We start from the raw sequence: 26,071 nt of genomic DNA on the forward strand, positions 1-26,071 counted from the left end.
AGGCCGCCGGCGAGGAATCCGACTGGAAAAATTCGGCCGCGCGACTAAGATGACTGTCGTTTGTGCCGCCTGCAGGAGAGGAGCTGGATCTGTGATCGCCTTCATCGACTCACGGTGGGCGGACATCCTCTTCCGCGCCTATCAGCACACCTCGCTGGTGGTGCAGTCGATGATCCTCGCCGCCGTGATCGCCGTCGGGCTAGCGGTGCTGGTGACCACGATCCGCCGGCTCACGCCGGTGGCCAACGCCGTCTCCGCCGTCGGGCTGACCATCCCGTCGTTCGCGCTGCTCGGCCTGCTGCTGCCGGTGGTCGGCATCGGCACGGTCCCGTCGGTCGTGGTGGTGACCTTCTACGCCGCGCTGCCGATCCTCCGCAACGCTGTGGTGGGCCTGCAGGGCGTGGACAGCACGATCATCGAGTCCGCACGCGGCCAGGGCATGAGTGGGTCGGCGGTGTTCTGGCGCGTCCGCCTGCCGCTGTCGTGGCCCGTGATCATGACCGGCATCAGGGTGTCCGCACAGATGTCCATGGGAGTCGCCGCCATCGCGGCCTATGCGCTGGGTCCCGGACTGGGCAGCTACATCTACACCGGCCTGACGCAGGTCGGGGGAGCCAACGCGGTGAACTACGCGGTGGTCGGCACCGTGGGCATCATCGTGTTGGCCCTCCTCCTCGACGCCCTCCTCGTGCTCCTGTCCCGCTTCACCACCTCCAGGGGGATCCGCGCATGACCCAGCAGACCACCACCGGCGCCGCGCTCGAGCTGGTCGACGTGACCAAGAGCTATCCGGGCCAGAAGTCTCCGGCCGTCGACGGGCTCTCGCTCTCCGTCCCGGCCGGCGAGACGGTGATGTTCGTCGGCCCTTCCGGCTGCGGGAAGACCACCTCGCTGAAGATGATCAATCGGCTCATCGAGCCCACCTCGGGGCGGCTGCTGCTCGACGGCGAGGACATCACCACCAAGGACCCGACGACGCTGCGCCGCTCCATCGGCTACGTCATCCAGGGCGGCGGCCTCATGCCGCACATGACGGTGGCCGAGAACGTCGGCCTGGTCCCGAAGCTGCTGAACTGGGATCGCGGGCGCATCGCATCGCGCGTCGACGAGCTGCTCGACCTCGTCGGCCTCGACCCGCGGATCTACCGCGACCGGCATCCGCGCGAGCTCTCCGGAGGTCAGCAGCAGCGGGTCGGCGTCGCCCGCGGACTCGCCGCCGACCCGCCGGTGATCCTCATGGACGAGCCCTTCGGCGCCGTCGACCCGATCACCCGGCAACGCCTGCAGGACGAGCTGATGAGCATCCAGGATGAGCTGCAGAAGACCATCGTCTGCGTCACCCACGACATCGACGAGGCCATCAAGCTCGGCGACCGGATCCTGATCCTCGACGAGGGCGCGCGCATCGCCCAGTACGACACCCCCGAGCGGATCCTCGCCGCCCCCTCGGAGGATTTCGTCGCGGACTTCATCGGCTCCGGCTCCACGCTCAAGCAGCTCTCCCTGCTGCGCGTCGGAGACCTCGAGCTGACCGAACCTCAGACCTGCCGGATCGGCGAGGACGTCGCCGAGGTGACCGCTCGGGTCGAGGCCGCCGGCGAGTCCTCGGTGGTGATCCTCGACGAGCGCGATCGGCCGCGCGAGTGGCTCTTCCTGCGCACGCTGGGCCGGCACGCCGTCGTCTCCGAGCCGACCACCGAGCTGCAGACCGTCGTCGACCACCGCTCCACGCTCTCCGACGCGCTGGACTCGATGCTGGTCTCCAGCCACGGAGGCGCCATGGTCATCGAGCGTGACGCCTACATCGGCGTGATCACCTACGACGCGGTCACCGAGCACATCCGCAGCCTCCGCGTGGAGGCGGCCTGATGCGCACCACCGCGCTCTCCCGCGAGGATCGGCTGCTGCTCTTCGGCCTGCCGGCTGTCGTGCTGGTGGTGCTGGCCGGCTGGTGCCTGTGGCGGGCCTCCGCGGACCTCGGCGACATCGAGGCCCGCGCGCTGGCCTGGGACGCCGTCGGGCAGCTGGCCCTGGAACACGTGCTGATCGTGCTGGTCTGCGCGGTGCTCGTCGTCGGCTGCGCGGTGCCGCTGGGCATCCTGCTCACCCGCGCCCGGGCGGGCTTCCTGGCTCCGGCGGTGACCGCGGCGGCGAACGCCGGCCAGGCCGCCCCGGTCATCGGCGTGATCGTGCTGCTCGCGCTGGCGGTGGGCTTCGGCTTCTGGACCGCCGTGCTGGCGCTGACCGTCTACGCGTTCCTACCGGTGCTGGCCAACACCGTCGCCGGGCTGCGCGGCGTCGACCCGGCGGTGATCGAGGCCGCCCGGGGGATGGGCATGTCGCCGTTCCAGGTGCTGCGCCGCGTCGAGCTGCCGATGGCGCTGCCGGTCATCATGACCGGAGTGCGCACCGCCCTGGTGCTGCTGGTCGGCGCCGGCGCCTTCGCCACGTTCATCGATGCCGGGGGACTCGGGACGCTCATCCAGACCGGCATCATCATGTTCCGCCATTCGATCTTGGTCTCCGGCGCCCTCCTGGTGGCCCTGCTGGCGCTGCTCGTGGAGTGGACCGGCCGGGTGATGGAGTTGTTCGCGACGCCGAAGGGGCTGGCATGACACGCATGATTCCGATCCGCAGCGCACCACGCCGCCGCTGGCCCGTCGGGCGCTGTCCGCGGCTCGTCCAGGTGCTGGCGACGGCGCTGGCCTCGGTGCTCCTGCTCACCGGATGCGGGCTGGGCACCGCCGGCGGCTTCTCGCCGACGGGCCGGCTGACCGGCGACGTCGCCGGCGTCGACCTCTCCGGAGCCAGCCTCGACGTCGGGTCGAAGAACTTCACCGAGCAGATCATCCTGGGCAAGATTGCGGTGATCCTTATGCAGTCGGCCGGCGCCGACGTCCAGGACCTGACCAATGTGCCCGGCTCCAACAGCGTCCGCCAGGCGATGCTGCAGGGACAGATGGACTTCCAGTGGGAGTACACCGGCACCGCCTGGATCACCTACATGGGGAACGACGATCCGATCATCGACGTGCGCGAGCAGTACGAGGCCGTCCGCGACGCGGACGCGGAGAACGGTCTGGCCTGGCTGGAGCCGGCCGAGCTGAACAACACCTACGGATTCGCCGTCACCCGCAAGACCTCCGAGGAGCATGGCATCACGCGGCTCTCGCAGATCGACGAGCTGCCGCCGTCGGAGCAGACCTACTGCATCGACGCCGAGTTCGCCGCCCGCAACGACGGCTTCGAACCGCTGCTGAGCCACTACGGGTTGGACGAGGCGCCGGAGGATCGTCGGCGCGTGATGGACCTCGGTGCGATCTACCAGGCGACCGCCGACGGCGCCTGCACCTTCGGCGAAGTCTTCACCACCGACGGGCGGATCCCCGCGCTGGACCTGGTGGTGCTCGAGGACGACGAGCAGTACTTCCCCAAGTACAACGTCGCGCCGGTGCTGGCCGAGGAGGTCCTGGACGAGCATCCGCAGCTGACCGACCTGCTGACGCCGCTGACCGAGCGCCTCGACAACGAGACGATGAGCGGCCTCAATGCCCGCGTCGACGTCGGCGGCGAGGAGCCGGCGGCGGTCGCCTGGGACTACTTGCGCGAGGAGGGGCTCGTCGCCGATGAGTGACCGTCGGGGCCGCGCCCGCCGGTCCGCGGGCTCGGAATGATCGGCTCCGCATTCACGTTGCCGTGGACATGCGTGCCATGACCTACTCCGCATACGGAGACCCGCAGAACCTGACCCTGACCGAGATGCCGGCGCCGAAGGTCGGGCCGGGCTGGGTGCTGATCGCCGTCGAGCGCGCGGCGGTCAATCCGGTGGACTGGAAGCTGATGGCCGGCGGGCTGGACGCCATGATGGACGTCGTCTTCCCGGTGACTCCGGGGTGGGACGTCTCCGGCGTGGTCGAGGCCGTCGGCCCGGACGTGCCCGAGTTCTCCGTCGGCGACCGCGTCGCCTCCTACGCGCGGAAGGACTACGTCCACGGAGGCACCTACGCCGAGCACGTGGCCGTGCCGGCGACGTCGGCGGCGAAGGTCCCCGAGAGCGTGGACCTGGCGACCTCCGCCGGGCTGCCGCTCGCCGGACTCACTGCGAAGCGTTCGCTGGAGATCCTGGAGCTGACCGCCGACGACACGCTGCTCATCCATGCCGCCTCCGGCGGCGTGGGCCACCTGGCCGCGCAGCTCGCCGTCGACGCCGGCGCTCGGGTGATCGGCACGGCCTCCGAGGCCAACCACCAGCGGCTGCGCGACCTGGGCGTCGAGCCGGTGGCCTACGGCGACGGCCTGGTCGAGCGAGTCCGCGAGCTGGCGCCGCAGGGGGTGACGACAGTCGCCGACTTCGTCGGCGGCGTGCTCGAGCAGACCACTGCGGTGCTGGCCGAGGGCGGCCGGCACATCTCCATCGCCGACCCCTCGGTCGAACAGCGCGGCGGCCACTGGGTCTGGGTCCGTCCCGACGGGCCGCGGCTGGCCGAGCTGCTGGGCCGGCTCGCCGACGGCACGCTCGACGTCGTCGTCGACCGGACCGTCCCGCTGGCCGAGGCCGCCGAGGCCATGGAGGTCAGCCGCCGCGGCGAAGCGAACGGCAAGCTGCTCATCGACCCGACCCGCTGACTCCCTCGTTCGGCTCCGCCTCCTCGGCTCCGGCGCCGCGGTCGGTCTCCGGCCGCGGCGCCCGGGAGCGGGAGGTCGCAGTGAGCATGGTCAGCGCGCCGCCGCCGGCGACGGCCAGGATCCCCGCGCCGACGCCGAGGCTCAGCGCGTCGGCCAGGAAGATCACCCCGATGATCGCCCCGATGACCGGATCCAGGGCGAAGAGGGTGGCCACCGCCCGGGCGCCGAGCAGCCGCAGCGCCAGGAAGTCGCAGAGGAACGTCGCCGAGATCCCCACGACGCCGAGCACGACCAGCACCGCCCAGGCCGCCGGCGTGGGCTCGGCGGCGTGGGACGCCGCGATCGGACTGAGCAGCATCGCCGAGACGACCGAGGCCAGTGCCAGGCTGTCCACGCCGCCGCGATCGCCCAGCCGGCCCGAGCAGATCGTGTAGACCGCCAGGGCCACGGCCGCCAGCGCGCCGAGGAGCAGCCCGGCGACGTCCACGGCGCCGCCGGGTCGGCTGATCAGCACCACGCCGAGCAGCGCCAGGAGCGGCCCGATCAGCTGACGCCCGCGCCGCGACGCCAGTGCCGCCAGGGCGAAGGGGCCCAGGAACATCATCGTCGCGGCCACGCCCAGCGGCAGCACGCGCACGGCGACGTAATAGCTGAGATTCATCGCCGCCATCGCCGCGCCGAGGGCGAGGACCAGTCCCCACTCGCCGCGCGGGCGCCGGCGCAGCAGCGCCCCGGCCGCGCCGAGGCGCCGGGCGATCACCGCGATGATCAGCAGCGTCGCCGCACCGAAGAGCTGACGCCAGGCGACGACTCCGGCAGGACTCACCACGTCGAAGAGCGTGGAGGCCAGCGCCGCAGACCCCTGCACCGCCGCACAGGAGGCGACGACCAGCAGGACGCCGGAGAGCACGGTCAGCGGCACGGAGGATCGCAGCGAGAGCACCCTGCCAGCTTAGGCGCCGACGCCGCCGCGAGGCGTCCGTGACCTCGGCCGACGAGCTTCGGCGACGGTGCTGAGGCCAGGAATACCGCCGTCGATGGGACGTTGCACCGGGATGGAACCGGCGGCGGCGTCGCCGCCCAGGAGAATCTGGCGGTGATGCCCTGCTTCGCGCTGGCCAGCGGCTTCCTCACCGGCAAGTACCGCGGCGCCGAGGATCTCCGCGGCGCGGACCGTGAGCAGATGGCCTCCGGCTACGTCTCCGAGGAGAGGCTGCGCGTGATCTCCACGCTGGAGGAGATCGCCGCCGGCCACGGCGTGACCATCCCGACCGTCGCGCTGGCCTGGCTGTGCAGTCGGCCCACTGTCGCCGCGCCGATCGCCAGCGCCCGGACCGCCGTGCAGCTGCCGGCGCTGATGGAGTCGGTGCGGCTGCAGCTGGGCGACGACGAGCTCGCCGCCCTCGACGACGTCTCGGCTCGCGTGCCGGCCTGAGGCCTCGCGCCCGGCTCAGAACCGGGTGACGGCGAAGGACAGGCAGGCCGCCCCGAGCCCGAGCGTGACCACTGCCGTCAGCGCGGCCAGCCGGCCGCCGGAGAAGGGCACCCGGTCGCCCTCTCCGGCGGTCAGTCGCGCGTGATGGGCCCGGTAGCGGCGGTGGGCCATCCACGTGGCCGCCACGGCGGCGACGACGAGCCCGAGCAGCGGCACCAGGGTCCAGGCGCCCAGCAGCTGGGGCACAGTCCGCAGGGCGATCAGCGTGGCGGCGATCATCGACAGCCCGGTGCGCCGCCACGCCAGGGCAGTGCGCTCGGGCTGCAGCCCGGGGTCGAAGAGCTGATCGTCGACGGCGCTGCTCATCGCCTCACCCCAGCAGCATCGCCAGGCCGACGAGCACGCCGACGACGACGGCGATGACGGTCAGCGGCAGGCCGATCGGCGGAGCGGGCAGCGGCTTCCGCAGCCGCAGGGTCCGTTCGGTCCGCTTCCAGCCGTACCAGGCCATCGCGGCGGTCATGATGCCGGCGAGGATCAGCACGAGCGCCGCGGCGAGGCGCAGCCCGGTGTGCATCCCCGTGCCCAGCGCCTCGAGGGCGACGCCGGCGGCCATCAGCGCCAGCGCAGTGCGGATCCAGGCCAGGAAGGTGCGCTCGTTGGCCAGCGTGAACCGGGCGTCGGGCTCGTCGCCGTGCCGGTAGACGGACTGCGGGAAGCGGCGTGCGGAGGTCATGGCACCACAGGATGTCGGGGAGTCGGGGACACTGTGCATCCTATGCCGTCGCCTCGGCCGTTGCAGAGCCGACGACGATGTGTCGACGGCGGCCGGCCGCCGCCGACCGGCCGAGCCTCGTCCTCGCCCGCCGGTCGCGCCTATCCTGGAGGCATCATGGTTGCCATCCAGCAGGGGCCTGACGGGCCGGCCGAGGACGCCGTCGCCCGGGCGATGGCCGAGGTGCCTCGTGCCGACTTCCTCCCGGTCTCGGTGAGGTGCCACAGCGCCGCCGACGAGCCGCTGGCCATCGGCTGCGGACAGACCAACTCCCAGCCGACCACAGTGGCGCGGATGCTGCGTCTGCTCGACATCCGGCCCGGTCAGCGAGCGCTGGACGTCGGCTCCGGGTCGGGCTGGACGGCCGCGCTGCTCGGGGTGCTGGTCGGCGAGGCCGGGGTGGTCCACGGCGTCGAGCTGGAGCCGGACCTGGCCGCCTCCGCGGCACAGGTCGTCGCCGCCCGGTGTCCGGGAACCGTGCAGGTGCATGCGGCCGGCCCGGGAGTGCTCGGACTTCCCGAGCACGCCCCGTACGACCGGATCCTGGTCTCCGCCGACGCCCCGCGGATCCCGGAGGAGCTCGTCGAGCAGCTCCTCGCGCCCGACGGCGAGCAGGCCGGCGGGGTGATGGTGGTGCCGGTCCGCGGCGAGATGCACCGCATCCGACGCGACTCCGACGGTCTGGAGATCACTCGGCACGGGCAGTACCGCTTCGTCCCGCTGCGCTGACGGCAGCGGCCGAACAGAGCGTCTCGCCGAGACGATGCAGCGTCTCGACCAGCTCGACGGGCTCGATCACCTCCAGCGGCAGCTCGAGCATCGCCAGATGCAGCGCCAGCCCGGTGAGGTCGTGGGCGCCAGCGGTGATCAGCGTGCGCGCGGAGTCGTCGGCGGGTTCGACGTCGGCGGCACGGGCGGGGATTTTCGCGCGGACCTCCTCGGCCGGGGCCTCGACCAGCACCCGGGCGAGCTGCGGATAGGGGGAGTGCAGCACGGCGCGTCGCACGGCGCCGGCGGCGTCCGGGGCGACGCGGACCTGCTGCCGCAGGGTGGTGACGTGCAGGTCGGTGAGACGGTCGATGCGGAAGGTGCGCCAGTCCCGGCGCAGGTGGCACCAGCCGAAGAGGTACCAGCGCCCGGCGAAGGCGACCACCCGGTGCGGATCGATCCGCCGGTCGGTGGTCGCGCCGTCACGACGTCGGTGCGTCACCGTGATGATCCGTCCTTCGGCGGCGGCCTCGGCCAGGCGGGCCACCTGCTCGACGTCGGCGGTCTGGGCGCGCTCGCCGACGACGGCGGTGCCGCGGCGCAGCCGTTCGGCCCGGGCTGAGAGCGTCGGGGACATCGTGCGTGCGACTTTTGCCAGGGCGGAGAGCGCCGGATCCTCCAATCCGGAGAGCCCCAGGTCGGTCAGGTGCGAGAGCCCGAGCACCACGGCCGAGGCCTCGTCGGCCTCGAGCACCAGCAGCGGCCGGTCCGATCCGCCGGCCAGCCGGTAGCCGCCGCCCTGTCCGGCCTCGCCGTCGACCCGGTAGCCCAGGTCGCGCAGGCGCTGCATGTCGCGGCGGACGGTCCGCTCGGTGACGCGCAGGCGTGCGGCGAGCTCCGTGGCGGAGGCGGAGGAGCGTGCCTGCAGGATGCCGAGGATCTGCAGCGCCCGGCGGGTGGGGTCGGTCTCTCCGGCGTCGGCCATGTCCTCACCGTAGACGGAGGATGCGGACATGATCTGTCCTGGACGGCCGGGCATGCTGGATTCGTCCCGCAGACCGAACGATCCGCCAGGAGGCCACGATGCCGTTCATCACCCCCGCCGTCACAGAGGAGCGCGACGCGCTGGCGACGTACCTGGTCCAGCAGCTGGAGCAGCTGCGCATCGCCGCGATCGACCTCGACGATGCCTCGCTCCGCGCGACGCCGACGGTCAGCCCGCTGAGCCTGGCGGGCCTGCTCGCCCACGTGACCCAGGCCGTCGCCCGCTGGCTGGACCATGTGCAGAGCCGCGGCCTGCTCGCCGATCGGCATCCGGCGTCCCCGGAGGACCTCGCCGCCGGTTTCGAGGGGTTCCACACCGGCCGGGAGGTCCCCGAGCTCACCGGCGAGCAGCTGCGGGCCCGCCTCGAGCACGTCCGGGACCTGGTGCGACCGATCCTCACCGCGGTCGACCTCGACGCGCGGGTCCCGGTGCCGGACGCCCCGTGGTTCCCGAAAGACCTGGAGTCCTGGAACGTGCGCTGGATCTGCCAGCACCTGATCGCCGAGGTGGCCCGACACGTCGGCCAAGCCGATCTCCTCCGGGAGAGCCTGGACGGGCAGATCGCCTATGCGCTCAACGCCCGCGACGTGGGCGAGACCTTCGACTGGGCCGACTACCAGCGCGCCTGAGAGGGCCCGGGATCCGACCCGGTCAGCGTGCCCCGCCGGCGAAGGCGGTGCGGAAGGCCTCGGCCGTCGCCCCGTCGAAGAGCACGAAGCGCACCTCCTCGAGCGCATCGAAGCGTCCGGTGGTGTCGGCTGCGATCTCGCCGAGGGCGCTGCGCGCGGCCTCGGCGACGTCGGCGCCCGCCCAGCCGTAGACGCCTGCGCCGATCGCCGGGAACGCGACACGAACGGCGTCGATCTCCACCGCGACCTCGAGACTGCGGCGGAAGCAGGACGTCAGCACGGCGGGGTCGGTCTGTCCGGCATGACGGTTCGGTCCGACTGTGTGGATCACATGGGTCGCCGGCAGCCGGCCGGCGGGCGTCGCGGCGGCTTCTCCGGGCGGCAGCCCGTCCGGCCAGGCCTCCTCGCGCAGTGCGCGGCAGTGGGACAGCAGCTCCGGGCCCGCGGCGGCATGGATGGCGCCGTCGACGCCTCCGCCACCTGTCAGCGACGAGTTGGCCGCGTCGACGATCGCATCGATCTGCTGCTCGGTGATGTCGCCTTCGACGATCGTGATGTCCATGCGGTGCACCTCCGGTCCACGAGTCTGGCGCCGACACGGCGGCCCGGGCAATGCTCGGGCGCCCGGGGTCGATCCCCGGGGCGACGCCCGGCCGGGCCTCTCGACGCCAGATCCTCGGCGGACGGTCGCCTCCTGCAGCGCCGCTGTTCCGCCATCCGGCGCCGAGTGGTGACGTAGTCTGGCCCTATGGCTTCAGCATCCTCCGCACCCGGCGGTGCCGACGCGCCGCGGGGGAGCGCCTCGTACGGAGACAACGGGGCGGAGGACGTCGCCTACGACCCCGGCCACTGCGCCTGTGTGGTCGCCGCGCGCGACGTCGTCTCCGCCGATCCGGCGACGCTCTTCGAGCACATCGCCGACCCGTCCCGCCAGATCGCCTGGGACGGGAACGACAATCTCGACCACGCCGCGGCCGAGCAGCGCGTCACGGCCGTCGGCGACGTGTTCCGCACCCGGCTGACCAACGGCCTGACGCGGGAGAACCACGTCGTGGAATTCGTCGAGGGCGAACTCATCGCCTGGATGCCCGCCGACGTCGGCGCCGAGCCGGCCGGGCATCTGTGGCGCTGGTCGATCGCATCGCGCGCCGAGGGGCGCGCCGAGGTCACCCATACCTACGACTGGTCCCGCCTGGCCGACGAGCGCCGGCTGGCGAAGGCCCGAGCCACGACGGCGGACCAGCTGGCCGCCTCCGTCGCCCGATTGAAGCAGCTCTGCGAGGCCCAGGACGGAACCGGAGCGCGCCCCGATGGCCGGTGAGCAGGACCGGGCGTCGCGGACGGTCGTCGGCGCCGCGGCGCTGCTGCGCGAATCGGCCGACGGCGGACCGCGCCGCCTGCTGATCGCCCGTCGGACGCGTCCCGCCGCGATCGCCGGGATGTGGGAGTTCCCCGGCGGCAAGATCGAGCCGGGCGAGACCGCGGAGGACGGAGTGCACCGGGAGCTGCGCGAAGAGCTGGGCATCGAGGCGGTGCTCGGCGAGGAGCTCGTCGGCTCCTCTGCGGCAGGATTCTCCCCGGGGCTGGGATGGCCGCTCGTCGGCACGGCGGTGATGCGGCTGTTCCTCGGGACGGTCGTCGACGGCGAGCCGGCCCCGCTGCAGGATCATGATCAGCTCGTCTGGGCCCCGGTGGACGAATCGCTGCTCGAGCACGACTGGATCCCCGCCGACGTGCCGATCGTCGAGGAGCTGCTGCACCAGCTCGGCCGGGAGCGGCCCGGAGAGGCCCGCGCCGCCGAGGATGCCGAGCACGCCGCGGACAGCTGAGCGCTCCCGCGGCTGAGCAGACCGGCGGCAGAGCCCCGGGGAGTCCCGCGGGCCGGCCGGCGGAGCCTCGCCGGACCCCGCCGGCCGTGCCGCCGTGCTGCTCAGCTCGTCGGGACCGGGGCGTCGGCGGCGATGAGCTCCTGCTCGCGCAGCTCCTGCCAGAACGCCTCCGGAATCTGCTCCTGCAGCGCGGCGAGGTCCTCGCCGATGCGCTGCGGCCGGCTCGATCCCGGGATCACCGCAGCGACGGCCGGATGGGCGGTGGAGAACTGCAGCGCGGCGGCCTTCAGGCCCACGCTGTGGCGCGCGGCGATCTCGCCGAGCGCGGCGACCCGTCGGCCGACCTCCGGCGGCACCTCGCCGTAGTCGAAGTGGTCGCCGCCCATCAGCGCGCCCGAGTTGTAGGGGGCGCCGACGACGATTCCGGCGCCTCGGGACGCCGTCGCGGGCATCATGCGCTCCAGGGCCCGCTCGTGCTGCAGCAGGGTGTACTGGGTCGCCGAGAGGCTCATCGTCGGCGGGGTCTCGTCCAGGTCCAGAGCGAGCTCGATGGGCTCGGTGGTGTTGACGCCTAGGCCCCAGCCGCGGATCATGCCCTCCTCCTGCAGCTGCGTGAGGACGCGGAAGGCCCCGTTGCGCGCCGCGGCGAGGTGGTCGAGCCAGGCGTCGCCGTGGAAGTCGGGGGAGACGTCGTGGACGAACACGAAGTCCAGCCGGTCGGTCCGCAGCCGCTCGAGACTCTGCTCGATGGAGCGTCGCGTGGCCTCGGCGCCGTAGTCCGTCACGACCTGGTGGGACAGTCCCTGTGCGAAGAGCCCCGACTTCTCCTCCTCCTCGTCGAGGAGATAGCGGCCCACCTTGGTGCTGAGCACGTACTCGTCCCGGTCGTGCTCGGCGAGCATCGCGCCGAGCCGCGTCTCGGCCAGTCCGGCGCCGTAGAACGGCGCGGTGTCGAAGTACCGGACGCCCTGCTCCCACGCGGCGTCGAGAGTGGCCCGCGCCTCCTCCTCAGGGATGTCGCGGAACATGTTCCCCAGCGGGGCGGTGCCGAATCCGATCCGGTGGGGGAGGGCTTCGTGGGATGCGCTCATGATGCAGGCTCCTCGTTCATCCGGTTCCTGGCGGCGAGTCCATCGTTGGTCGCCGGGATCGCGCAGGTCAAGACGCTGAGGAGGTGGCACTCGGCGTGGTGTCGGGGTCCGGGCATGGGAGACGCGCGCAGAAGCAGTGAGGAGGGCTTCTGCGCGCGTCGCGCTTCCCATCGCGCCTTGCCATTAGAACACGTATTCTAGGTAGTCTGCAAGACGCCGCGCCGCGGAATAGAAGAGGTGTTCGATCCCGCGGAGTCTGTGAAGAACCTGTCAGATCGTATGTTCGACACGCTCCTCGCGAGCCTCCTCGGCGGCGGTCCACGGCAGTTCCACCCCTGGACGCGCGTCCTGCGATCTGCGCTCGGAGAGCCGACCGCATAGACTGAGCGGGATCATTCATGAACGCCTTCCACGGGAGCAGAATGTCCACGCCCGAGACACCTCATCCGCTCGACGAGGCGGCCGTCCAGCGCTGCGTCGACGCGGCGCTGGCCGCCTTCGACGACGCCGCCGACCTCGACCAGCTGAAGACCGCGCGACTGGTCCACACCGGGGACAAGGCCCCGATCGTGCTGGCCAACCGGCAGATCAAAGACCTGTCCAAGGAGGAGAAGGCCGCCGCCGGCAAGCTGCTCGGCCAGGCCCGCGGCCGGATCCAGCAGGCGCTGGCCGCGCGCACCGAGGTGCTGGAGGCCGAGCACGCCGAGCGGATGCTCGTCGAGGAGGCCGTCGACGTCACCGCCGCGCCGCGCCGCCGTCGCCCCGGAGCCCGGCACCCGCTCTCGGTGCTGCAGGAGCGGGTCTCCGACATCTTCACCGCCATGGGCTGGGAGATCGCCGAGGGCCCGGAGGTCGAGTCCGAATGGTTCAACTTCGACGCGCTGAACATCGCGCCGGACCACCCCTCCCGGGAGATGCAGGACACCTTCTTCCTCGAGCCGAAGGACGCCCACCTGGTGCTGCGCACCCACACCTCCCCGGTGCAGGTGCGCTCGCTGCTGGAGCGCGAGCTGCCGACCTACGTGCTCTGCCCCGGACGGACCTTCCGCACGGATGAGCTCGACGCCACCCATACTCCGGTCTTCCACCAGTTCGAGGGGCTCGCCGTCGACGAGGGCCTGACGATGGCCGATCTGCGCGGCACGCTGGAGCACTTCGCCCGCCAGATGTTCGGCGAGGAGGCCGAGATCCGGCTGCGTCCGGCCTATTTCCCGTTCACCGAGCCCAGCGCCGAGATGGACGTCTGGCACCCCGACGCCGCCGGCGGTCCGCAGTGGGTCGAGTGGGGCGGCTGCGGGATGGTCAACCCGAACGTGCTCCGCGCCGCCGGGGTCGACCCGGAGCGCCACACCGGGTTCGCCTTCGGCATGGGCGTGGAGCGCACGCTGATGTTCCGCAACGGCGTGTCCGACATGCACGACATGATCGAAGGCGACGTCCGCTTCAGCCAGCACTTCGGAATGGAGGTCTGAGGGCATGCGCATCCCCCTGTCCTGGATCCGCGAGTACACCAGCTTCGACGTCGACGGCACGGCCGAGGACCTGATGTCCCGGCTCGTCCGCGTCGGCCTCGAGGAGGAGGACGTCCACCGGCCCTCCGAGGAGATCAGCGGTCCCGTCGTCGTCGGCGAGGTGCTGGAGAAGACCCCCGAGCCGCAGACCAACGGCAAGACCATCAACTGGTGCCGCGTGCGCGTCGTCCCCGAGGGACAGCCCCAGACGCTCACGCACGAGGGCATCGAGCCCGACGGTGTGCAGGGCGTGGTCTGCGGGGCGCACAACTTCGACGTCGGCGACAAAGTCGTGGTCACCCTGCCCGGCGCGGTGCTGCCCGGCGACTTCCGGATCAGCGTCCGGAAGACCTATGGCCACGTCTCGGCCGGGATGATCGCCTCGACCAAGGAGCTGGGTCTCGGCGAGGACCACGACGGGATCCTGGTGCTCTCCACGCTCGGGCTGGACCCCGAGGTCGGCGCCGACGCGCTGGCGCTGCTCGGGCTGACCGACGAGGCCGCCGAGATCAATGTGACCCCGGACCGCGGCTACGCCTTCTCGATGCGCGGCGTCGCCCGCGAATACGGCCACGCCACCGGCACCGAGGTCGTCGATCCGGCCGCGCAGATCGTCGTCCCCGAGGCGGCGGCGGCCGGCCACGAGGTCCGGCTGGAGGACGAGTCCCCGATCTACGGCACCGCCGGCTGCGACCGCTTCGTCGCGCGGAGGGTCACCGGCGTCGACGTCACCGCGCCCACTCCGCCCTGGATGGCCTCCCGGCTGCGCCTGGCGGGCATGCGTCCGATCTCGCTGCCTGTCGACATCTCCAACTACGTCATGTGGGAGCTGGGCCAGCCGCTGCACTTCTACGACGCCGAGCAGCTGCGCGGCCCGGTCCGCGTACGCCGCGCCGCCGCCGGCGAGACGCTGACCACGTTGGACGACAAGGCCCGCGCGCTCGACGCCGAGGACCTGGTCATCGCCGACGACCGCGGGGCGATCGGACTGGCCGGCGTCATGGGCGGCGGCGAGACCGAGGTCGGAGAGACGACCACGTCGGTGCTCATCGAGGCCGCCCACTTCGACCCGATCTCCATCGGGCGCACTCGGCGGCGGCACAAGCTGCCCTCGGAGGCCTCGAAGCGCAACGAGCGCGGCGTCGACCCGCTGCTGCCCGATCTCGCCGCCCAGCGCGCCGTCGAGCTGCTCGTCGAGCTGGCCGCCGGCACCGACTCCGGCGAGATCACCGCCGTCGGCGACCCGGCCCTGCCGCCGGTCGTGTCCTTCGACCCGACGCTGGCGCAGCGGCTGACCGGCGTGGAGTACACCGAGGAGCAGATCGTCGAGACGCTGCGCGCGATCGGAGCGACTGTCGTCGGCCCCGACTCCGCAGGCCGGCTGGACGTAACCCCGCCCAGCTGGCGGCCGGATCTGACCATCGCCGAGGACCTCGTCGAGGAGATCGCCCGGCTGGTCGGCTACGACCGCATCCCGGCGCGCCTGCCGCAGGCGCCGGCAGGCCGCGGGCTCACCGCCGACCAGCGTCGCCGCCGCCAGGTGCTCGACGGACTGGCGGCCGCGGGACTGACCGAGACGCTGAGCTACCCCTTCCTCTCCGAGGAGGCCAACACGCTCTTCGGCCGCGCCGAGCAGAGCGCGGAGCCCTGGCCGATGCTGCGGCTGGTGAACCCGATCGCCGCCCAGCACGCCACGCTGCGCACCAGCCTGCTGCCCGGGCTGCTGGACACGCTGCGGCGCAACGTCTCCCGCGGCTTCGCCGACCTCGCGCTCTACGAGGCCGGCGCGGTCTTCCTTCCCGGCCAGCAGGTCGGCAGCGCGGAGATCCCGGGTCTCGGCGTCCACCCCGGCGAGGAGGTCCTCGCCGATCTGGTCGCCGGCATCCCCGACCAGCCCTGGCACGTCGCCGCGACGCTCTGCGGCGCCGAGCCGGCGGCGGAGGTCGGCGCCTCCGGGCGCCGCCAGGACTGGGCGGACGCGATCGAGGTCGCCCGCGACGTCGCCGAGCGCGTCGGCCTCGAGCTGGAGGTCGTCCAGGGTGCCCACCAGGCCTTCCACCCCGGGCGCACTGCGGAGCTGCGGCTGCCGGCGGCCGACGGCGCCGCGGCGGGCACGAGGATCGGCGTCGCCGGAGAGCTGCACCCGAAGGTCGTCGAGGCCTGGGATCTGCCCGCGCGCACCGCGGCGGTGGAGCTGGACCTCTCCGCGGTGCTGGCCGCCGCGCCCGAGCAGGTCACCGCCGCCGAGCTGTCGACGTTCCCGCAGACCACGCAGGACGTCTCGCTGATCGTCGACGCAAGGCTGCCGGCCGGCGAGCTGCGCGCGACGCTGGCCGAGGGCGCCGGCGCGCTGCTCGAGGACGTCGAGCTCTTCGACGTCTACGCCGGCGAGGGCATCGAGGACGGCAGGAAGTCGCTGGCCTTCGCGCTGCGCTTCCGCGCGTCGGACCGGACGCTGACCGCCGACGAGGCCTCGGAGGCCCGCGGGCACGCGGTCGCACTGGCCGAGCGGCGCCACGGCGCGACCCAGCGCTGAGGCACCTTCCGCGCACGGCTTCACGATCCTGCAGAACGACGACGGCCCCTCGCTCCGGTGCTCCGGGGCGAGGGGCCGTCGTCGTCGGCGGGGTCGGTTCCGGCGGGCGGGCCGGGCGTGATCAGGGTTTGAGCAGCAGCTTACCGGTGGTGCGGCGGTTCTCCAGGTCCTCGTGGGCCTGCCCGGCCTGGGCCAGCGGGTAGGTCGCGCCGATGGAGAGCGTCAGCGTGCCGTCGCCCAGCGCCTTGAACAGCTCGGAGAAGCGCCAGGCCCGCTCCTCGGCGTTGCGCAGGTACCACGCCAGCGCCGGGCGGGTGATGTAGAGGCCGCCGCGGGCGTTGAGCTCCTGCAGGTCCAGCGGCGGCACCTGGCCGGAGGAACCGCCGAAGAGCACCATGGTGCCGCGCACCCCGAGGCTGCGCAGCGAGCCCTCGAAGGTCGCCCGGCCGACGCCGTCGTAGACGACCGAGACGCCCGCGTCGGCGGTGATCTCGCGGACCTGCTCGGCGAAGTCCTGGTAGTCCAGCACGTGGTCGGCACCGGCGGCCTGGGCGATCTCTGCCTTCTCCCGCGTCGACGTCGTGGTGATCACCCGGGCCCCCTTGGCCTTGAGCAGCTGGGTGAGCAGCTGGCCGACGCCGCCGGCGCCGGCATGGGTCAGCACCGTCTCGCCGGGCGAGACCCGGTAGGTGGAGTTGATCAGGTAGTGGGCGGTGGCCCCCTGCAGGGGCAGGGCGGCGGCCTGCTCGTCGCTGATGTCGTCGGGCACCGGGACCGCCTTGGCCGCCTCCACCAGGAAGTGGCTGGCGTAGGTGCCGGTCGCGGCCTCGCTGGTGGCGATCCGTGAGCCCACGGCGAGGCCTTCGACGCCCTCGCCCACGTCGATCACCCGGCCCGCGCCCTCGGTGCCGGGGACGAAGGGGTGCTCGACGGGGTAGACGCCGGCGCGCTGGTAGGTCTCGATGAAGTTGACGCCGGCCGCGGACGTCTCCACCAGGACCTGGCCGGGGGCGGGCTCGGGCAGCGCGGTCTCCGCCGGGGAGAGGACGTCCGGTCCGCCGGCCTGCTCGGCGCGCACGACCTGCGCGGCATCGGGCAGGTCCTCGGGATACACAGTGTTGTCGACCATGCGCACAGAGTACCGAAATCACCTGGTCGCGCCGAACAGCCGCCGGGGAGCGCGGAGTCGTTCCGCGCTGATCGCCGGCCCGTCGCCCGGCAGCTCCCCGCCGCATCGGATATGCATAAATATTGATGAACCTGCATACATCGGCGTAGACTGGCCGGCATGAGCTATCGCGTCGCCGTCTCCGGAGCCTCCGGCTATGCCGGGGGAGAAGTCCTGCGCCTGCTCGCCGCCCATCCCGAGGTCGAGGTCGGCGCCGTCACGGCGCACTCCTCGGCCGGGGAGCGGCTGGGCGCGGTGCAGCCGCATCTGCACGCCCTGGCCGACCGGACCATCGAGGACACCACCGCCGAGGTCCTGGCCGGCCACGACGTCGTCCTCCTCGCCCTGCCGCACGGAGCCAGCGGCGAGATCGCCGCCCAGCTGGGCGAGGACGTGCTGGTCATCGATGCCGCCGCCGACCACCGCCTGGAGTCGTCGGCGGACTGGGACGCCTTCTACGACGGTGCGCACCAGGGCACCTGGCCCTACGGGCTGCCCGAGCTGCCCGGCGGCCGCGACCGGCTGCGCGGCACCCGCCGCGTGGCGGTGCCGGGCTGCTATCCCACGACGATCCTGCTGGGGCTCGCCCCGGCGGTCGCCTCCGGACTGGTCGAGCGCGAGGACATCGTGATCGTCGCGGCCACCGGCACCTCCGGGGCGGGGAAGTCGCTGAAGCCGCATCTGCTGGCCTCCGAGGTCTCCGGCGGGATGAGCCCCTACGGCGTCGGCGGCGTGCACCGCCACACCCCGGAGATCGAGCAGGGCCTGCGCGCCGCCGCCGGCGCCGACGTGCAGGTCTCCTTCACCCCGACGCTGGCGCCGATGTCCCGCGGCATCCTGGCCACCTCGACGGCGAAGCTCGCCCCGGGCACGACGGCGGAGCAGCTGCGGGCGGCCTACGCCGCACAGTACGACGCCGAGCCCTTCGTCCACCTGCTGCCCGAGGGGCAGTGGCCGGCCACCAAGCAGGTCGTCGGCTCCAACCACATCACCGTGCAGCTCGCCGTCGACGAGCACGCCGGCCGGGCGGTCGTCGTCTCCGCCTCGGACAACCTCACCAAGGGCACCGCCGGCGGCGCGGTGCAGTCGATGAACCTGGCCCTGGGGCTGGACGAGACCGCCGGACTGGACATGATGGGAGTCGCACCATGAGCATCACCGCCGCCGCAGGATTCACCGCCGCCGGCGTCGGGGCCGGACTGAAGCCGTCCGGGCGCGACCTCGCCCTGGTGGTCAACACCGGCCCGGAGAAGCACGCCGCGGCCGTCTTCACCACCAATCGCGTCGCCGCCGCCCCGGTGCTCTGGTCGCAGCAGGCGATCGACGACGGCCGGGCCGAGGCGGTGGTGCTCAACTCCGGCGGGGCCAACGCCTGCACCGGCCCGGAGGGCTTCGCCGACACCCACGCCACCGCCGAGCACGTCGCCGAGGCGCTCGAGCTCTCCTCCCAGGACGTGCTGGTCTGCTCCACCGGACTCATCGGGACGCGCCTGGACATGGAGGCGCTGCTGCCCGGCGTCGACGCCGCCGTCGGCGCGCTGTCCGACGACGCCGTCTCCGGCGAGGCCGCCGCCGACGCCATCCGCACCACCGACTCCGTGGCCAAGACCTCCCAGGCCGCGGGGACCGGCTTCACCGTCGGCGGGATGGCCAAGGGCGCGGGCATGCTCGCCCCGGGCATGGCCACGATGCTCTCCGTGGTGACCACCGACGCGGTCATCGCTCCGGCCGACCTCGACGCCGCCCTGCGCGAGGCGGTGCGGGTCAGCTTCAACCGCGCCGACTCCGACGGCTGCATGTCCACCAACGACACCGTCGTCGCCATGGCCTCCGGCGCCAACTCCGACGCCGACCCCGCCGGCGTGGACCTGGCCGAGTTCCAGGCCGCGCTCACCGCAGTGTGCCGGGATCTGGCCGCCCAGCTGATCGCCGACGCCGAGGGGGCGGCCCACGAGATCGCGATCACCACGGTCCATGCCGCCAGCGAGGCCGACGCCGAGACCGCCGGCCGCGCCGTCGCCCGCTCGAATCTGTTCAAGACGGCGATCTTCGGCCGCGACCCGAACTGGGGGCGCATCCTCTCGGCCGTGGGCACCACGGACGTCGCCTTCGATCCGGCGACCATCGACGTCGCGGTCAACAGGGTGACGATCTGCCGGTCCGGCGGCATCGGCGAGGACCGCGAGCTCGTCGACCTCTCCGGCCGCCAGGTGGAGGTCACCATCGACCTCAAGGCCGGCGACGCCGAGGCGACCATCCTGACCAACGACCTCACCCACGACTACGTGCACGAGAACTCCGCCTACTCCAGCTGACCCTCGGCCGGATCCGCCGAGTCCGGATTCGTCGACGCCGGATCCGCCGACCAGACCCATCGTGAGGACCCCTGTGAACCCCACCTCCACGAGCTACCAGCCGCGGCAGTCCGATCCGCTGGCCGCCGCCGGCGCGCGGGCGGCCACGCTGATCGAGGCGCTGCCCTGGATGCAGAAGTTCGCCGGCGAGACCATCGTCATCAAATACGGCGGCAACGCCATGGTCGACGACGAGCTGCGCCGCGCCTTCGCCGAGGACGTGGTCTTCCTGCGGCACGTCGGAGTCAATCCCGTCGTCGTCCACGGCGGCGGCCCGCAGATCAACACGATGCTCGAGGCCGTCGGCGTGGAGTCCGAGTTCCGCGGAGGCTACCGGGTCACCACGCCGGAGGCCATGGACGTGGTGCGCATGGTGCTCACCGGCCAGGTCGGCCGCGAGCTCATCGGCCTGGTCAACTCGCACGGCCCCTACGCCGTCGGCCTCTCCGGCGAGGATGCGGCGCTGCTGCGCGCAGTGCGCAAGCAGGTCACCGTCGACGGCGAGAACGTCGACCTCGGGCTGGTCGGCGAGGTCACCGGAGTCAACCCCGACGCCGTGCAGGACCTGCTGGCGGCCAAGCGCATCCCGGTGATCTCCACCATCGCCCCGGAGTTCGACGCCGCCGGGCGGCCGACCGGCGAGGTGCTCAACGTCAACGCCGACCTGGCCGCCGCCGCCGTGGCCTCGGCGCTGGGGGCGGCCAAGCTGGTCATGCTCACCGACGTCGAGGGGCTCTACGCCGACTGGCCGGACCGCTCCTCGCTGATCTCCTCGCTGGCGGCCTCCGACCTGAAGGAGATGCTGCCCGATCTGCAGGCCGGGATGATCCCGAAGATGACCGCCGCGCTCTCCGCCGTCGAGGGCGGGGTGCCGCGGGCGCACATCGTCGACGGCCGCGAGCCGCATTCGATGCTGCTGGAGGTCGTGACCACTGAAGGCGTGGGCACCCAGGTCGTGCCCGATGCGGAGGAGGACCGTTGAGCGAGACCACTGATGCTGCCGACGCCGCGGCGAGCTCGCAGGGGCTGCTGGGCCGCTACCGCGACGCGCTGCTGGGCGTCTTCGGCACCCCGCAGCGGGTGCTGGTGCGCGGCTCCGGGGCCACCGTCGTCGACGCCGACGGCCGCGAGTACCTGGACCTGCTGGCCGGGATCGCGGTCAACGCCCTGGGCCATGCCCATCCGCGGGTGACGGCGGCGATCGGCGAGCAGGTCGCCACGCTGGGCCACATCTCGAATCTGTTCACCAGCCCGTCCCAGGTCGCGCTGGCCGAGACGCTGCTGCGGCTCTCCGCCTCGCCGGAGGGGTCGAAGGTGTTCTTCACCAACTCGGGCACCGAGTCCAACGAGGCCGCCTTCAAACTGGCCCGTCGCCACGGCGGCGCCGCACGGCCGCGGATCATCGCGCTGGACGACAGCTTCCACGGCCGGACCATGGGAGCGCTGGCGATGACCGGCAAGCCCGCCCAGCGCGAGCCCTTCGAGCCGATGCCTGCCGGGGTCGAGCATGTGCCTGCCGGCGACGTCGAGGCGCTGCGCGCCGCCGTCGACGAGACCGTCGCCGCCGTCGTCGTCGAACCCATCCAGGGCGAGGCCGGGGTGCGCGCGATGCCCGAGGGCTATCTCGCCGCCGTCCGCGCGATCACGCGGGAGGCCGGGGCGCTGATGATCGTCGACGAGGTCCAGACCGGCGTCGGCCGGACCGGCGCCTGGTTCGCCTCCGCCGGCGTCGACCCCGACGCCGTCACGCTGGCCAAGGGACTCGGCGGCGGCTTCCCGATCGGGGCGCTGATCACCCGCGGCGAGGAGGTCTCGGCGCTGCTGGCCGCCGGCCAGCACGGGACCACCTTCGGCGGGAACCCGCCGGCCACGGCGGCCGCGCTGGCGACGATCGCCGGCATCGAGGAGGAGGGGCTGCTGGCGCACGTCCGCGCCGTGGGCGGGACGCTCGCCGACGCGCTCGCCGCCGTCGACGGCGTCGCCGAAGTCCGCGGCGCCGGGCTGCTGCTCGGCGTCGAGCTGCAGGCCGATGCGCAGCGCGCCCCGGCCGCCGGACTGGCCCCGGCGGTGGTGGCCGCTGCGCTGGACGCCGGCTTCATCATCAACGCCACCGGGCCGACCACGCTGCGGCTGGCGCCGCCGCTGAACATCGCCGAGGAGCAGGTGCTGCGCTTCGTCGAGGCCCTGCCCGTCCTGCTCGCCGCCGCGAAGGAGAACTGATGAGCACCCGCCACTTCCTCTCGGACCTCGACCTCGCCCCCGAGGAACTCGACCGCGTGCTCACCCTCGCGACGCGGATGAAGGCCGATCCCTACGCGATCCGTGCCCTGGCCGGCCCGCAGACCGCCGCCGTGTTCTTCGACAAGACCTCCACGCGCACCCGTTTCTCCTTCTCCGCCGGGATCTCGGCCCTGGGCGGCTCGCCGCTGGTGATCAACCCCGGCGAGTCCCAGCTGGGCCACAAGGAGTCCATCGCCGACACCGCCCGCGTGCTCGAGCGGATGGTCTCGGTGATCATCTGGCGCACCTACGCGCAGTCCGGCCTGGAGGAGATGGCCGCGCACTCCGCGGCCCCGGTGATCAACGCGCTCTCCGACGACTACCACCCCTGCCAGCTGCTGGCGGATCTGCTCACCGTCCGCGAGCAGCTCGGCGAGCTGTCCGGCCGCTCGCTGGCCTATCTGGGCGATGCGGCGAACAACATGGCCAATTCCTATCTGCTCGCCGGCGTCAACGCCGGGATGCACGTGCGCATCGCCGGCCCCGACGGCCACCGGCCCGATCCGGCGATCGTCGCCGCCGCCGAGGAGCGCGCCGCGGTCACCGGCGGCTCGGCGACGATCACCGCCGACCCGGCCGTCGCGCTCGCCGACGCCGACGTCGTCGCCACCGACACCTGGGTGTCGATGGGCCAGGAGGAGGAGAAGGAGCAGCGGCTGCGGCTCTTCGGCGACTACCGCGTCGACGCCGCGGCGATGGCGCAGGCCGCCGAGGGAGCCCTGGTGCTGCACTGCCTGCCGGCGTATCGAGGAGTGGAGATCACCGGCGAGGTCATCGACGGGCCGCAGTCGGCGGTCTGGGACGAGGCGGAGAACCGCCTGCACGCGCAGAAGGCGCTGATGGCCTGGCTGCTGGTGGAGTCCGGACGGGCCGACGAGCAGACCGTCTCCCAGGTCCGCGCGGCGGAGCGGCGATGACCGCTCCGGCGACCAAGACGGCGCGCCAGGCGAAGATCCGCGAGCTGATCAGCCGGCACAGTGTGCGCTCGCAGGGCGAGCTCGCCCAGGAGCTCGCCGACGAGGGGCTGAAGGTCACCCAGGGCACGCTCTCGCGCGATCTGGTGGAGATCGGCGCGGCTAGGGTCCGCGGCGCCGACGGCGCGCTGATCTACGCGGTGCCCGGCGAAGGCCACGAGCGCGAGCTGCAGGCTGAGCAGACCGAGGCGGCGACGACGGCGCGGCTGGTGGGCCTCTGCCGTGATCTGCTGGTCTCCGCGGAGGCCAGCGCGAATCTGGTCATCCTGAGGACTCCGCCCGGGGCCGCGCAGTTCCTGGCCAGCGCCGTCGACCACGCCGGGCTGGAGGACGTGCTGGGCACCATCGCCGGCGACGACACGATCATGCTGGTCACCACCGACCCCGTCGGCGGCGAGGCGGTCGCCGCCCGCTTCAACGGCTTCGCCGAAGGTCGTTCCTGAGCCGCGTCTCCTGAGACGCACCGTCTGAGCCGCGTCACCTGACCGGGCCGGGCGCCGGCGCCGGGCTGCGTCTGCCGGATTACGCCTGCCGGGCCGACTCGGGCCAGACACGACGCAGGATGTCGTTCCAGGTGACCACTCCGGTCAGCGGGCGTCCCTCCGTCCGGACGACGACCAGCTGCTCGCCGGTCTCGCGCATCCGCTGCAGCACCTGCGGGGCGGGCGTGCCCGGCGGCAGCACGAGCGTCGGCCGCGAGACCTCGACGGCCGGATCCTGCGGATCGGCGGTGAGCGTGTCGCGGACGTGGACGATCCGCGGATCGTCCGCCGGGCGGTCGCCGTGGAGCAGGATCCGCAGATGCGCAGTCTGCGCGGCGGCGCGCTGGACGTCGGCCATCGTCGCCCCCGCGGGCAGGGACGTGGTGCCGGACCGGCGGCGCCCGGCGTTGACCTCCTCGACCGGCAGCGTCTCCAGGGCGATGATCTGGGTGAGCTGGCCGCCGGAGGCCTCGTCGAGCGCGCCGGCGTCCGTCGAGTGCCGGATGAGCTGGTGGATGGTCTCGGAGTCGTAGCCGCCGACGGCGGCCCGGTCGACCGGCTCCACCCCGGCGGCGGAGACCAGCCGGTTGGCGAGGCCGTTGATCACGCTCAGCAGCGGGTGGAGCAGCCGGGCCAGCGCGCGGGCCGGGACCGCGACGAGCCGCGCGGATCGCTCCGGATGGGCGATGGCCCAGGACTTCGGGGCCATCTCCCCGACGACCAGATGCAGGAACGTCATCAGCAGCAGCGCCACGGTGAAGGACACCGCATCGGCGGCCCACAGCGGCAGGGCCGTCGCCTCCAGCAGCGGAGCCAGCGCGTGGTGGACGGCCGGCTTGCTGACCGCGCCGAGGGCGAAGGTGCAGGCGGTGATGCCCAGCTGCGCGGCGGCGAGCATGACGGTCAGCTCATTGAGTCCGCGCAGCGCCGCCCGGGCGGAGCGACTGGTCTCGGCGGCCTCCTCGAGCCGGTGCCGCCGCGCGGCCAGCATGGAGAACTCCAGCACGACGAAGAACGCCGAGAGCGCGATGATCGCGAGCGTGGCGACGGTGGGGACGATCCATGCGGTCATCGGTCCTGCTCCTGCTCCGCGTTCCGGTCCTCATGGACTGACAGCTCGACGACGGACGGCACGTGACGTTCGAGGCTGACGACGGTGACCTCCAGGCGACGGTGAGGCGGGGGCTCGTCGGCGGAGTAGTCGCCGGGCTCGGCGGGAAGGTCGATCAGCACCCGGTCGCCGACGTCGGGCAGGCCTCCGTGCTGATCGATCAGCAGCCCGGAGAGCGTCTCGTAGTCGCCCTCGGGGACGTCGTGCCCGACGGCACGCTCGAGCTCGTCCAGGGCGATCTCGCCGTCGACCCGCCAGCGGTCCTCGCCCGTCGCCTCGGCCAGCGGCGGCGGCTCGGCGTCGTGCTCGTCGGTGATGTCGCCGAAGATCTCCTCGCCGAGGTCCTCGAGGGTGACCACGCCGACGAAGCCGCCGTACTCGTCGATGACGCAGGCGAGCTGCGAGCGCTGCTGGCGCAGCGTCCGCACCGCCTCCGGCAGGCGCATCAGCGTCGGAAGGATGACCGGCTCGCGCATCGCCGTCGTCACCGGCTCGGCGTCGTCGACGCCGCCGGCGAGCACGTCCAGCATGGTCACGATGCCTATGGGCTGGTCGTCGGCGTCGATCACCGGATACCGGGTGTGCTCGGCGGCCATCATCGCCCGGACCTCGCCGACGGTGGTCCCCGGGGCGACGTATCCGGTGCGGGACCGCGGGATCATGGCGTGCTCGACGTCCTGGTCGGGGAAGTCGAGGATGCGGTCGAAGGCCAGGTACATCTGCTCGGGCAGATGGCCGCTGGCCCGCGAGTCGGCCACGATGCGCTCGAGATCGTCCGCGGTCGCGCTGGAGTCGACGTCCTCGACGGGGCGCATGCCCACCAGCTTCAGCAGCAGCTCGGAGGAGCGGTCGAAGAGGGCGATGAACCAGCCGAACCCGGCCAGGTACCAGGTCGTCGAGCGGGAGAGGCCCAGCGCCAGCGGCGTCGGGTTCGCGATGGCGTAGTTCTTCGGGAAGAGTTCGCCGAAGATCATCTGCACCACGGTCGAGACGGCCAGCGCCAGCACGGTGCCGGCGGTGATGCTCAGCGCGTCCGGGACGCCGACGCCGCCGAGGAGCTCGCCGAGCCCCTCGCCGACGAGCGGCTCGGCGACGTAGCCGACCAGCAGGCCGGTGACGGTGATGCCCAGCTGGGCGCCGGAGAGCATGAAGGACGTCCGGCCGGTGACGCGCAGCGCGCGCTGTGCGGCACGGTCTCCGGAGTCGGCCAGGGCCCGCAGCCGGTGGCGATCGACCGACATGTAGGCGAACTCCTGGGCGACGAAGTAGCCGTTGGCCAGGATGATCACGAAGATCAGCAGACAGCCGAGCAGCAGCAGGAGGACGGCGGTCATCGCGCGGCCCCTGCGTCAGGAGCCCGGAGCGGGACGGTCGTGCGGCGGGGGCGACAGTCAGGGTCGTCCACGAGTGCGGCGGCACCTCTTCCGAGACGGAGCGGTCACACGGTCATCGCCGACGCCTGCGCGGCGTGACGACTGGCAACAGGATAGCGCACCCCGGCCGCAGCCGGGGCCGCG

27 protein-coding genes are annotated in these 26,071 nt (G+C 72.7%); 18 read left to right on the plus strand and 9 right to left on the minus strand.

Translation table 11 applies throughout. The features are described from left to right. Window positions 1-49: 49 nt before the first annotated feature. The 5 genes from GCL72_RS03040 to GCL72_RS03060 all read left to right on the plus strand — a co-directional run bounded on the left by GCL72_RS03040 (window position 50) and on the right by GCL72_RS03060 (window position 4,626). Entirely contained in the window at window positions 50-733 is a 684-nt protein-coding gene (locus tag GCL72_RS03040; protein ID WP_425486757.1) for an ABC transporter permease, read from the plus strand. Continuing rightward, a complete protein-coding gene (locus GCL72_RS03045; RefSeq protein WP_153143240.1) occupies window positions 730-1,869 on the plus strand; it encodes an ABC transporter ATP-binding protein in 1,140 nt (379 codons plus the stop codon). Before GCL72_RS03040 ends, GCL72_RS03045 begins: the two co-directional genes overlap by 4 nt. Further along, complete coding sequence (locus GCL72_RS03050; protein WP_153143241.1) at window positions 1,869-2,615, plus strand: ABC transporter permease; 747 nt, start codon at window positions 1,869-1,871, stop codon at window positions 2,613-2,615. The genes GCL72_RS03045 and GCL72_RS03050 overlap by 1 nt, the downstream gene beginning before the upstream one ends. Then, complete coding sequence (locus tag GCL72_RS03055) at window positions 2,612-3,634, plus strand: glycine betaine ABC transporter substrate-binding protein (RefSeq protein WP_246160979.1); 1,023 nt, start codon at window positions 2,612-2,614, stop codon at window positions 3,632-3,634. Before GCL72_RS03050 ends, GCL72_RS03055 begins: the two co-directional genes overlap by 4 nt. Window positions 3,635-3,711: 77 nt before the next feature. Beyond that, window positions 3,712-4,626 carry an NADP-dependent oxidoreductase gene (locus GCL72_RS03060; RefSeq protein ID WP_343030136.1) on the plus strand — a complete coding sequence of 305 codons (915 nt, stop codon included), beginning with the start codon at window positions 3,712-3,714 and terminating at the stop codon, window positions 4,624-4,626. On the opposite strand, the gene GCL72_RS03065 is transcribed toward GCL72_RS03060, so the two are convergent. Then, entirely contained in the window at window positions 4,607-5,569 is a 963-nt protein-coding gene (locus tag GCL72_RS03065; protein ID WP_153143242.1) for an EamA family transporter, read from the minus strand. The two genes, GCL72_RS03060 and GCL72_RS03065, sit on opposite strands and share 20 nt — an antisense overlap. Before the next feature lie 102 nt (window positions 5,570-5,671). Between GCL72_RS03065 and GCL72_RS03070 the strand changes: the two genes are divergently transcribed. Then, window positions 5,672-6,061, plus strand: coding sequence for an aldo/keto reductase (locus tag GCL72_RS03070; RefSeq protein WP_153143243.1), 390 nt, complete (start codon window positions 5,672-5,674; stop codon window positions 6,059-6,061). Between the two features lie 15 nt (window positions 6,062-6,076). Here the strand turns inward: GCL72_RS03070 and GCL72_RS03075 are convergent, their stop codons facing one another. Further along, a complete protein-coding gene (locus GCL72_RS03075) occupies window positions 6,077-6,427 on the minus strand; it encodes a DUF202 domain-containing protein (RefSeq protein WP_153143244.1) in 351 nt (116 codons plus the stop codon). Window positions 6,428-6,431: 4 nt separating this feature from the next. Further along, window positions 6,432-6,797: a YidH family protein gene (locus tag GCL72_RS03080; RefSeq protein ID WP_153143245.1), complete on the minus strand. Its 366-nt coding sequence runs from the start codon at window positions 6,795-6,797 to the stop codon at window positions 6,432-6,434. A gap of 156 nt (window positions 6,798-6,953) precedes the next feature. Between GCL72_RS03080 and GCL72_RS03085 the strand changes: the two genes are divergently transcribed. Beyond that, window positions 6,954-7,565, plus strand: coding sequence for a protein-L-isoaspartate O-methyltransferase family protein (locus GCL72_RS03085; RefSeq protein ID WP_153143246.1), 612 nt, complete (start codon window positions 6,954-6,956; stop codon window positions 7,563-7,565). Here GCL72_RS03085 and GCL72_RS03090 read toward each other — a convergent pair. Further along, window positions 7,525-8,559: a helix-turn-helix transcriptional regulator gene (locus GCL72_RS03090; RefSeq protein ID WP_170289544.1), complete on the minus strand. Its 1,035-nt coding sequence runs from the start codon at window positions 8,557-8,559 to the stop codon at window positions 7,525-7,527. The genes GCL72_RS03085 and GCL72_RS03090 overlap by 41 nt on opposite strands. Before the next feature lie 68 nt (window positions 8,560-8,627). Between GCL72_RS03090 and GCL72_RS03095 the strand changes: the two genes are divergently transcribed. After that, window positions 8,628-9,218 (plus strand): mycothiol transferase, encoded by a 591-nt coding sequence (locus GCL72_RS03095; protein WP_153143248.1) that lies wholly within the window; start codon window positions 8,628-8,630, stop codon window positions 9,216-9,218. A 22-nt stretch (window positions 9,219-9,240) separates the two neighbouring features. Here GCL72_RS03095 and GCL72_RS03100 read toward each other — a convergent pair whose 3' ends face one another. After that, window positions 9,241-9,780 carry an O-acetyl-ADP-ribose deacetylase gene (locus tag GCL72_RS03100; protein WP_153143249.1) on the minus strand — a complete coding sequence of 180 codons (540 nt, stop codon included), beginning with the start codon at window positions 9,778-9,780 and terminating at the stop codon, window positions 9,241-9,243. 186 nt (window positions 9,781-9,966) lie between these two features. Here GCL72_RS03100 and GCL72_RS03105 point away from each other — a divergent pair, with 186 nt between their 5' ends. Then, window positions 9,967-10,539: an SRPBCC family protein gene (locus tag GCL72_RS03105; protein ID WP_211364952.1), complete on the plus strand. Its 573-nt coding sequence runs from the start codon at window positions 9,967-9,969 to the stop codon at window positions 10,537-10,539. Continuing rightward, window positions 10,529-11,047 (plus strand): (deoxy)nucleoside triphosphate pyrophosphohydrolase, encoded by a 519-nt coding sequence (locus GCL72_RS03110; RefSeq protein WP_153143250.1) that lies wholly within the window; start codon window positions 10,529-10,531, stop codon window positions 11,045-11,047. The genes GCL72_RS03105 and GCL72_RS03110 overlap by 11 nt, the downstream gene beginning before the upstream one ends. 101 nt (window positions 11,048-11,148) lie before the next feature. On the opposite strand, the gene GCL72_RS03115 is transcribed toward GCL72_RS03110, so the two are convergent. Then, window positions 11,149-12,138: an aldo/keto reductase gene (locus tag GCL72_RS03115; protein WP_153143251.1), complete on the minus strand. Its 990-nt coding sequence runs from the start codon at window positions 12,136-12,138 to the stop codon at window positions 11,149-11,151. A gap of 398 nt (window positions 12,139-12,536) precedes the next feature. On the opposite strand from GCL72_RS03115, the gene pheS reads away from it, so the two are divergent. Further along, window positions 12,537-13,610: a phenylalanine--tRNA ligase subunit alpha gene (gene pheS / locus GCL72_RS03120; RefSeq protein ID WP_246160980.1), complete on the plus strand. Its 1,074-nt coding sequence runs from the start codon at window positions 12,537-12,539 to the stop codon at window positions 13,608-13,610. 4 nt (window positions 13,611-13,614) lie between these two features. After that, window positions 13,615-16,185: a phenylalanine--tRNA ligase subunit beta gene (pheT, locus tag GCL72_RS03125; protein ID WP_153143252.1), complete on the plus strand. Its 2,571-nt coding sequence runs from the start codon at window positions 13,615-13,617 to the stop codon at window positions 16,183-16,185. A gap of 121 nt (window positions 16,186-16,306) precedes the next feature. Here pheT and GCL72_RS03130 read toward each other — a convergent pair whose 3' ends face one another. Then, window positions 16,307-17,314, minus strand: coding sequence for a quinone oxidoreductase family protein (locus GCL72_RS03130; RefSeq protein WP_153143253.1), 1,008 nt, complete (start codon window positions 17,312-17,314; stop codon window positions 16,307-16,309). Between the two features lie 159 nt (window positions 17,315-17,473). Between GCL72_RS03130 and argC the strand changes: the two genes are divergently transcribed. The 6 genes from argC to GCL72_RS03160 all read left to right on the plus strand — a co-directional run bounded on the left by argC (window position 17,474) and on the right by GCL72_RS03160 (window position 23,404). Further along, complete coding sequence (gene argC, locus GCL72_RS03135) at window positions 17,474-18,505, plus strand: N-acetyl-gamma-glutamyl-phosphate reductase (protein WP_153143254.1); 1,032 nt, start codon at window positions 17,474-17,476, stop codon at window positions 18,503-18,505. After that, entirely contained in the window at window positions 18,502-19,668 is a 1,167-nt protein-coding gene (gene argJ, locus GCL72_RS03140) for a bifunctional glutamate N-acetyltransferase/amino-acid acetyltransferase ArgJ (RefSeq protein ID WP_153143255.1), read from the plus strand. The genes argC and argJ overlap by 4 nt, the downstream gene beginning before the upstream one ends. Before the next feature lie 118 nt (window positions 19,669-19,786). Next, entirely contained in the window at window positions 19,787-20,689 is a 903-nt protein-coding gene (argB, locus tag GCL72_RS03145) for an acetylglutamate kinase (protein ID WP_211364953.1), read from the plus strand. Next, complete coding sequence (locus GCL72_RS03150) at window positions 20,686-21,927, plus strand: acetylornithine transaminase (protein WP_153143257.1); 1,242 nt, start codon at window positions 20,686-20,688, stop codon at window positions 21,925-21,927. The genes argB and GCL72_RS03150 overlap by 4 nt, the downstream gene beginning before the upstream one ends. Further along, window positions 21,927-22,904: an ornithine carbamoyltransferase gene (gene argF / locus GCL72_RS03155; protein WP_153143258.1), complete on the plus strand. Its 978-nt coding sequence runs from the start codon at window positions 21,927-21,929 to the stop codon at window positions 22,902-22,904. The genes GCL72_RS03150 and argF overlap by 1 nt, the downstream gene beginning before the upstream one ends. After that, entirely contained in the window at window positions 22,901-23,404 is a 504-nt protein-coding gene (locus GCL72_RS03160; RefSeq protein ID WP_153143259.1) for an arginine repressor, read from the plus strand. Before argF ends, GCL72_RS03160 begins: the two co-directional genes overlap by 4 nt. A gap of 79 nt (window positions 23,405-23,483) precedes the next feature. On the opposite strand, the gene GCL72_RS03165 is transcribed toward GCL72_RS03160, so the two are convergent. Together GCL72_RS03165 and GCL72_RS03170 are read right to left on the minus strand one after the other, a co-directional pair. Continuing rightward, entirely contained in the window at window positions 23,484-24,515 is a 1,032-nt protein-coding gene (locus tag GCL72_RS03165; RefSeq protein ID WP_153143260.1) for a CNNM domain-containing protein, read from the minus strand. Then, on the minus strand, window positions 24,512-25,888 hold the full coding sequence (locus GCL72_RS03170; protein WP_153143261.1) for a hemolysin family protein: 1,377 nt from the start codon (window positions 25,886-25,888) through the stop codon (window positions 24,512-24,514). The genes GCL72_RS03165 and GCL72_RS03170 overlap by 4 nt, the downstream gene beginning before the upstream one ends. Window positions 25,889-26,071 lie beyond the last annotated feature (183 nt).

The organism is Nesterenkonia halophila, from assembly GCF_009467795.1.
In the GTDB taxonomy this organism is placed as follows: Bacteria; Actinomycetota; Actinomycetes; order Actinomycetales; family Micrococcaceae; genus Nesterenkonia; species Nesterenkonia halobia.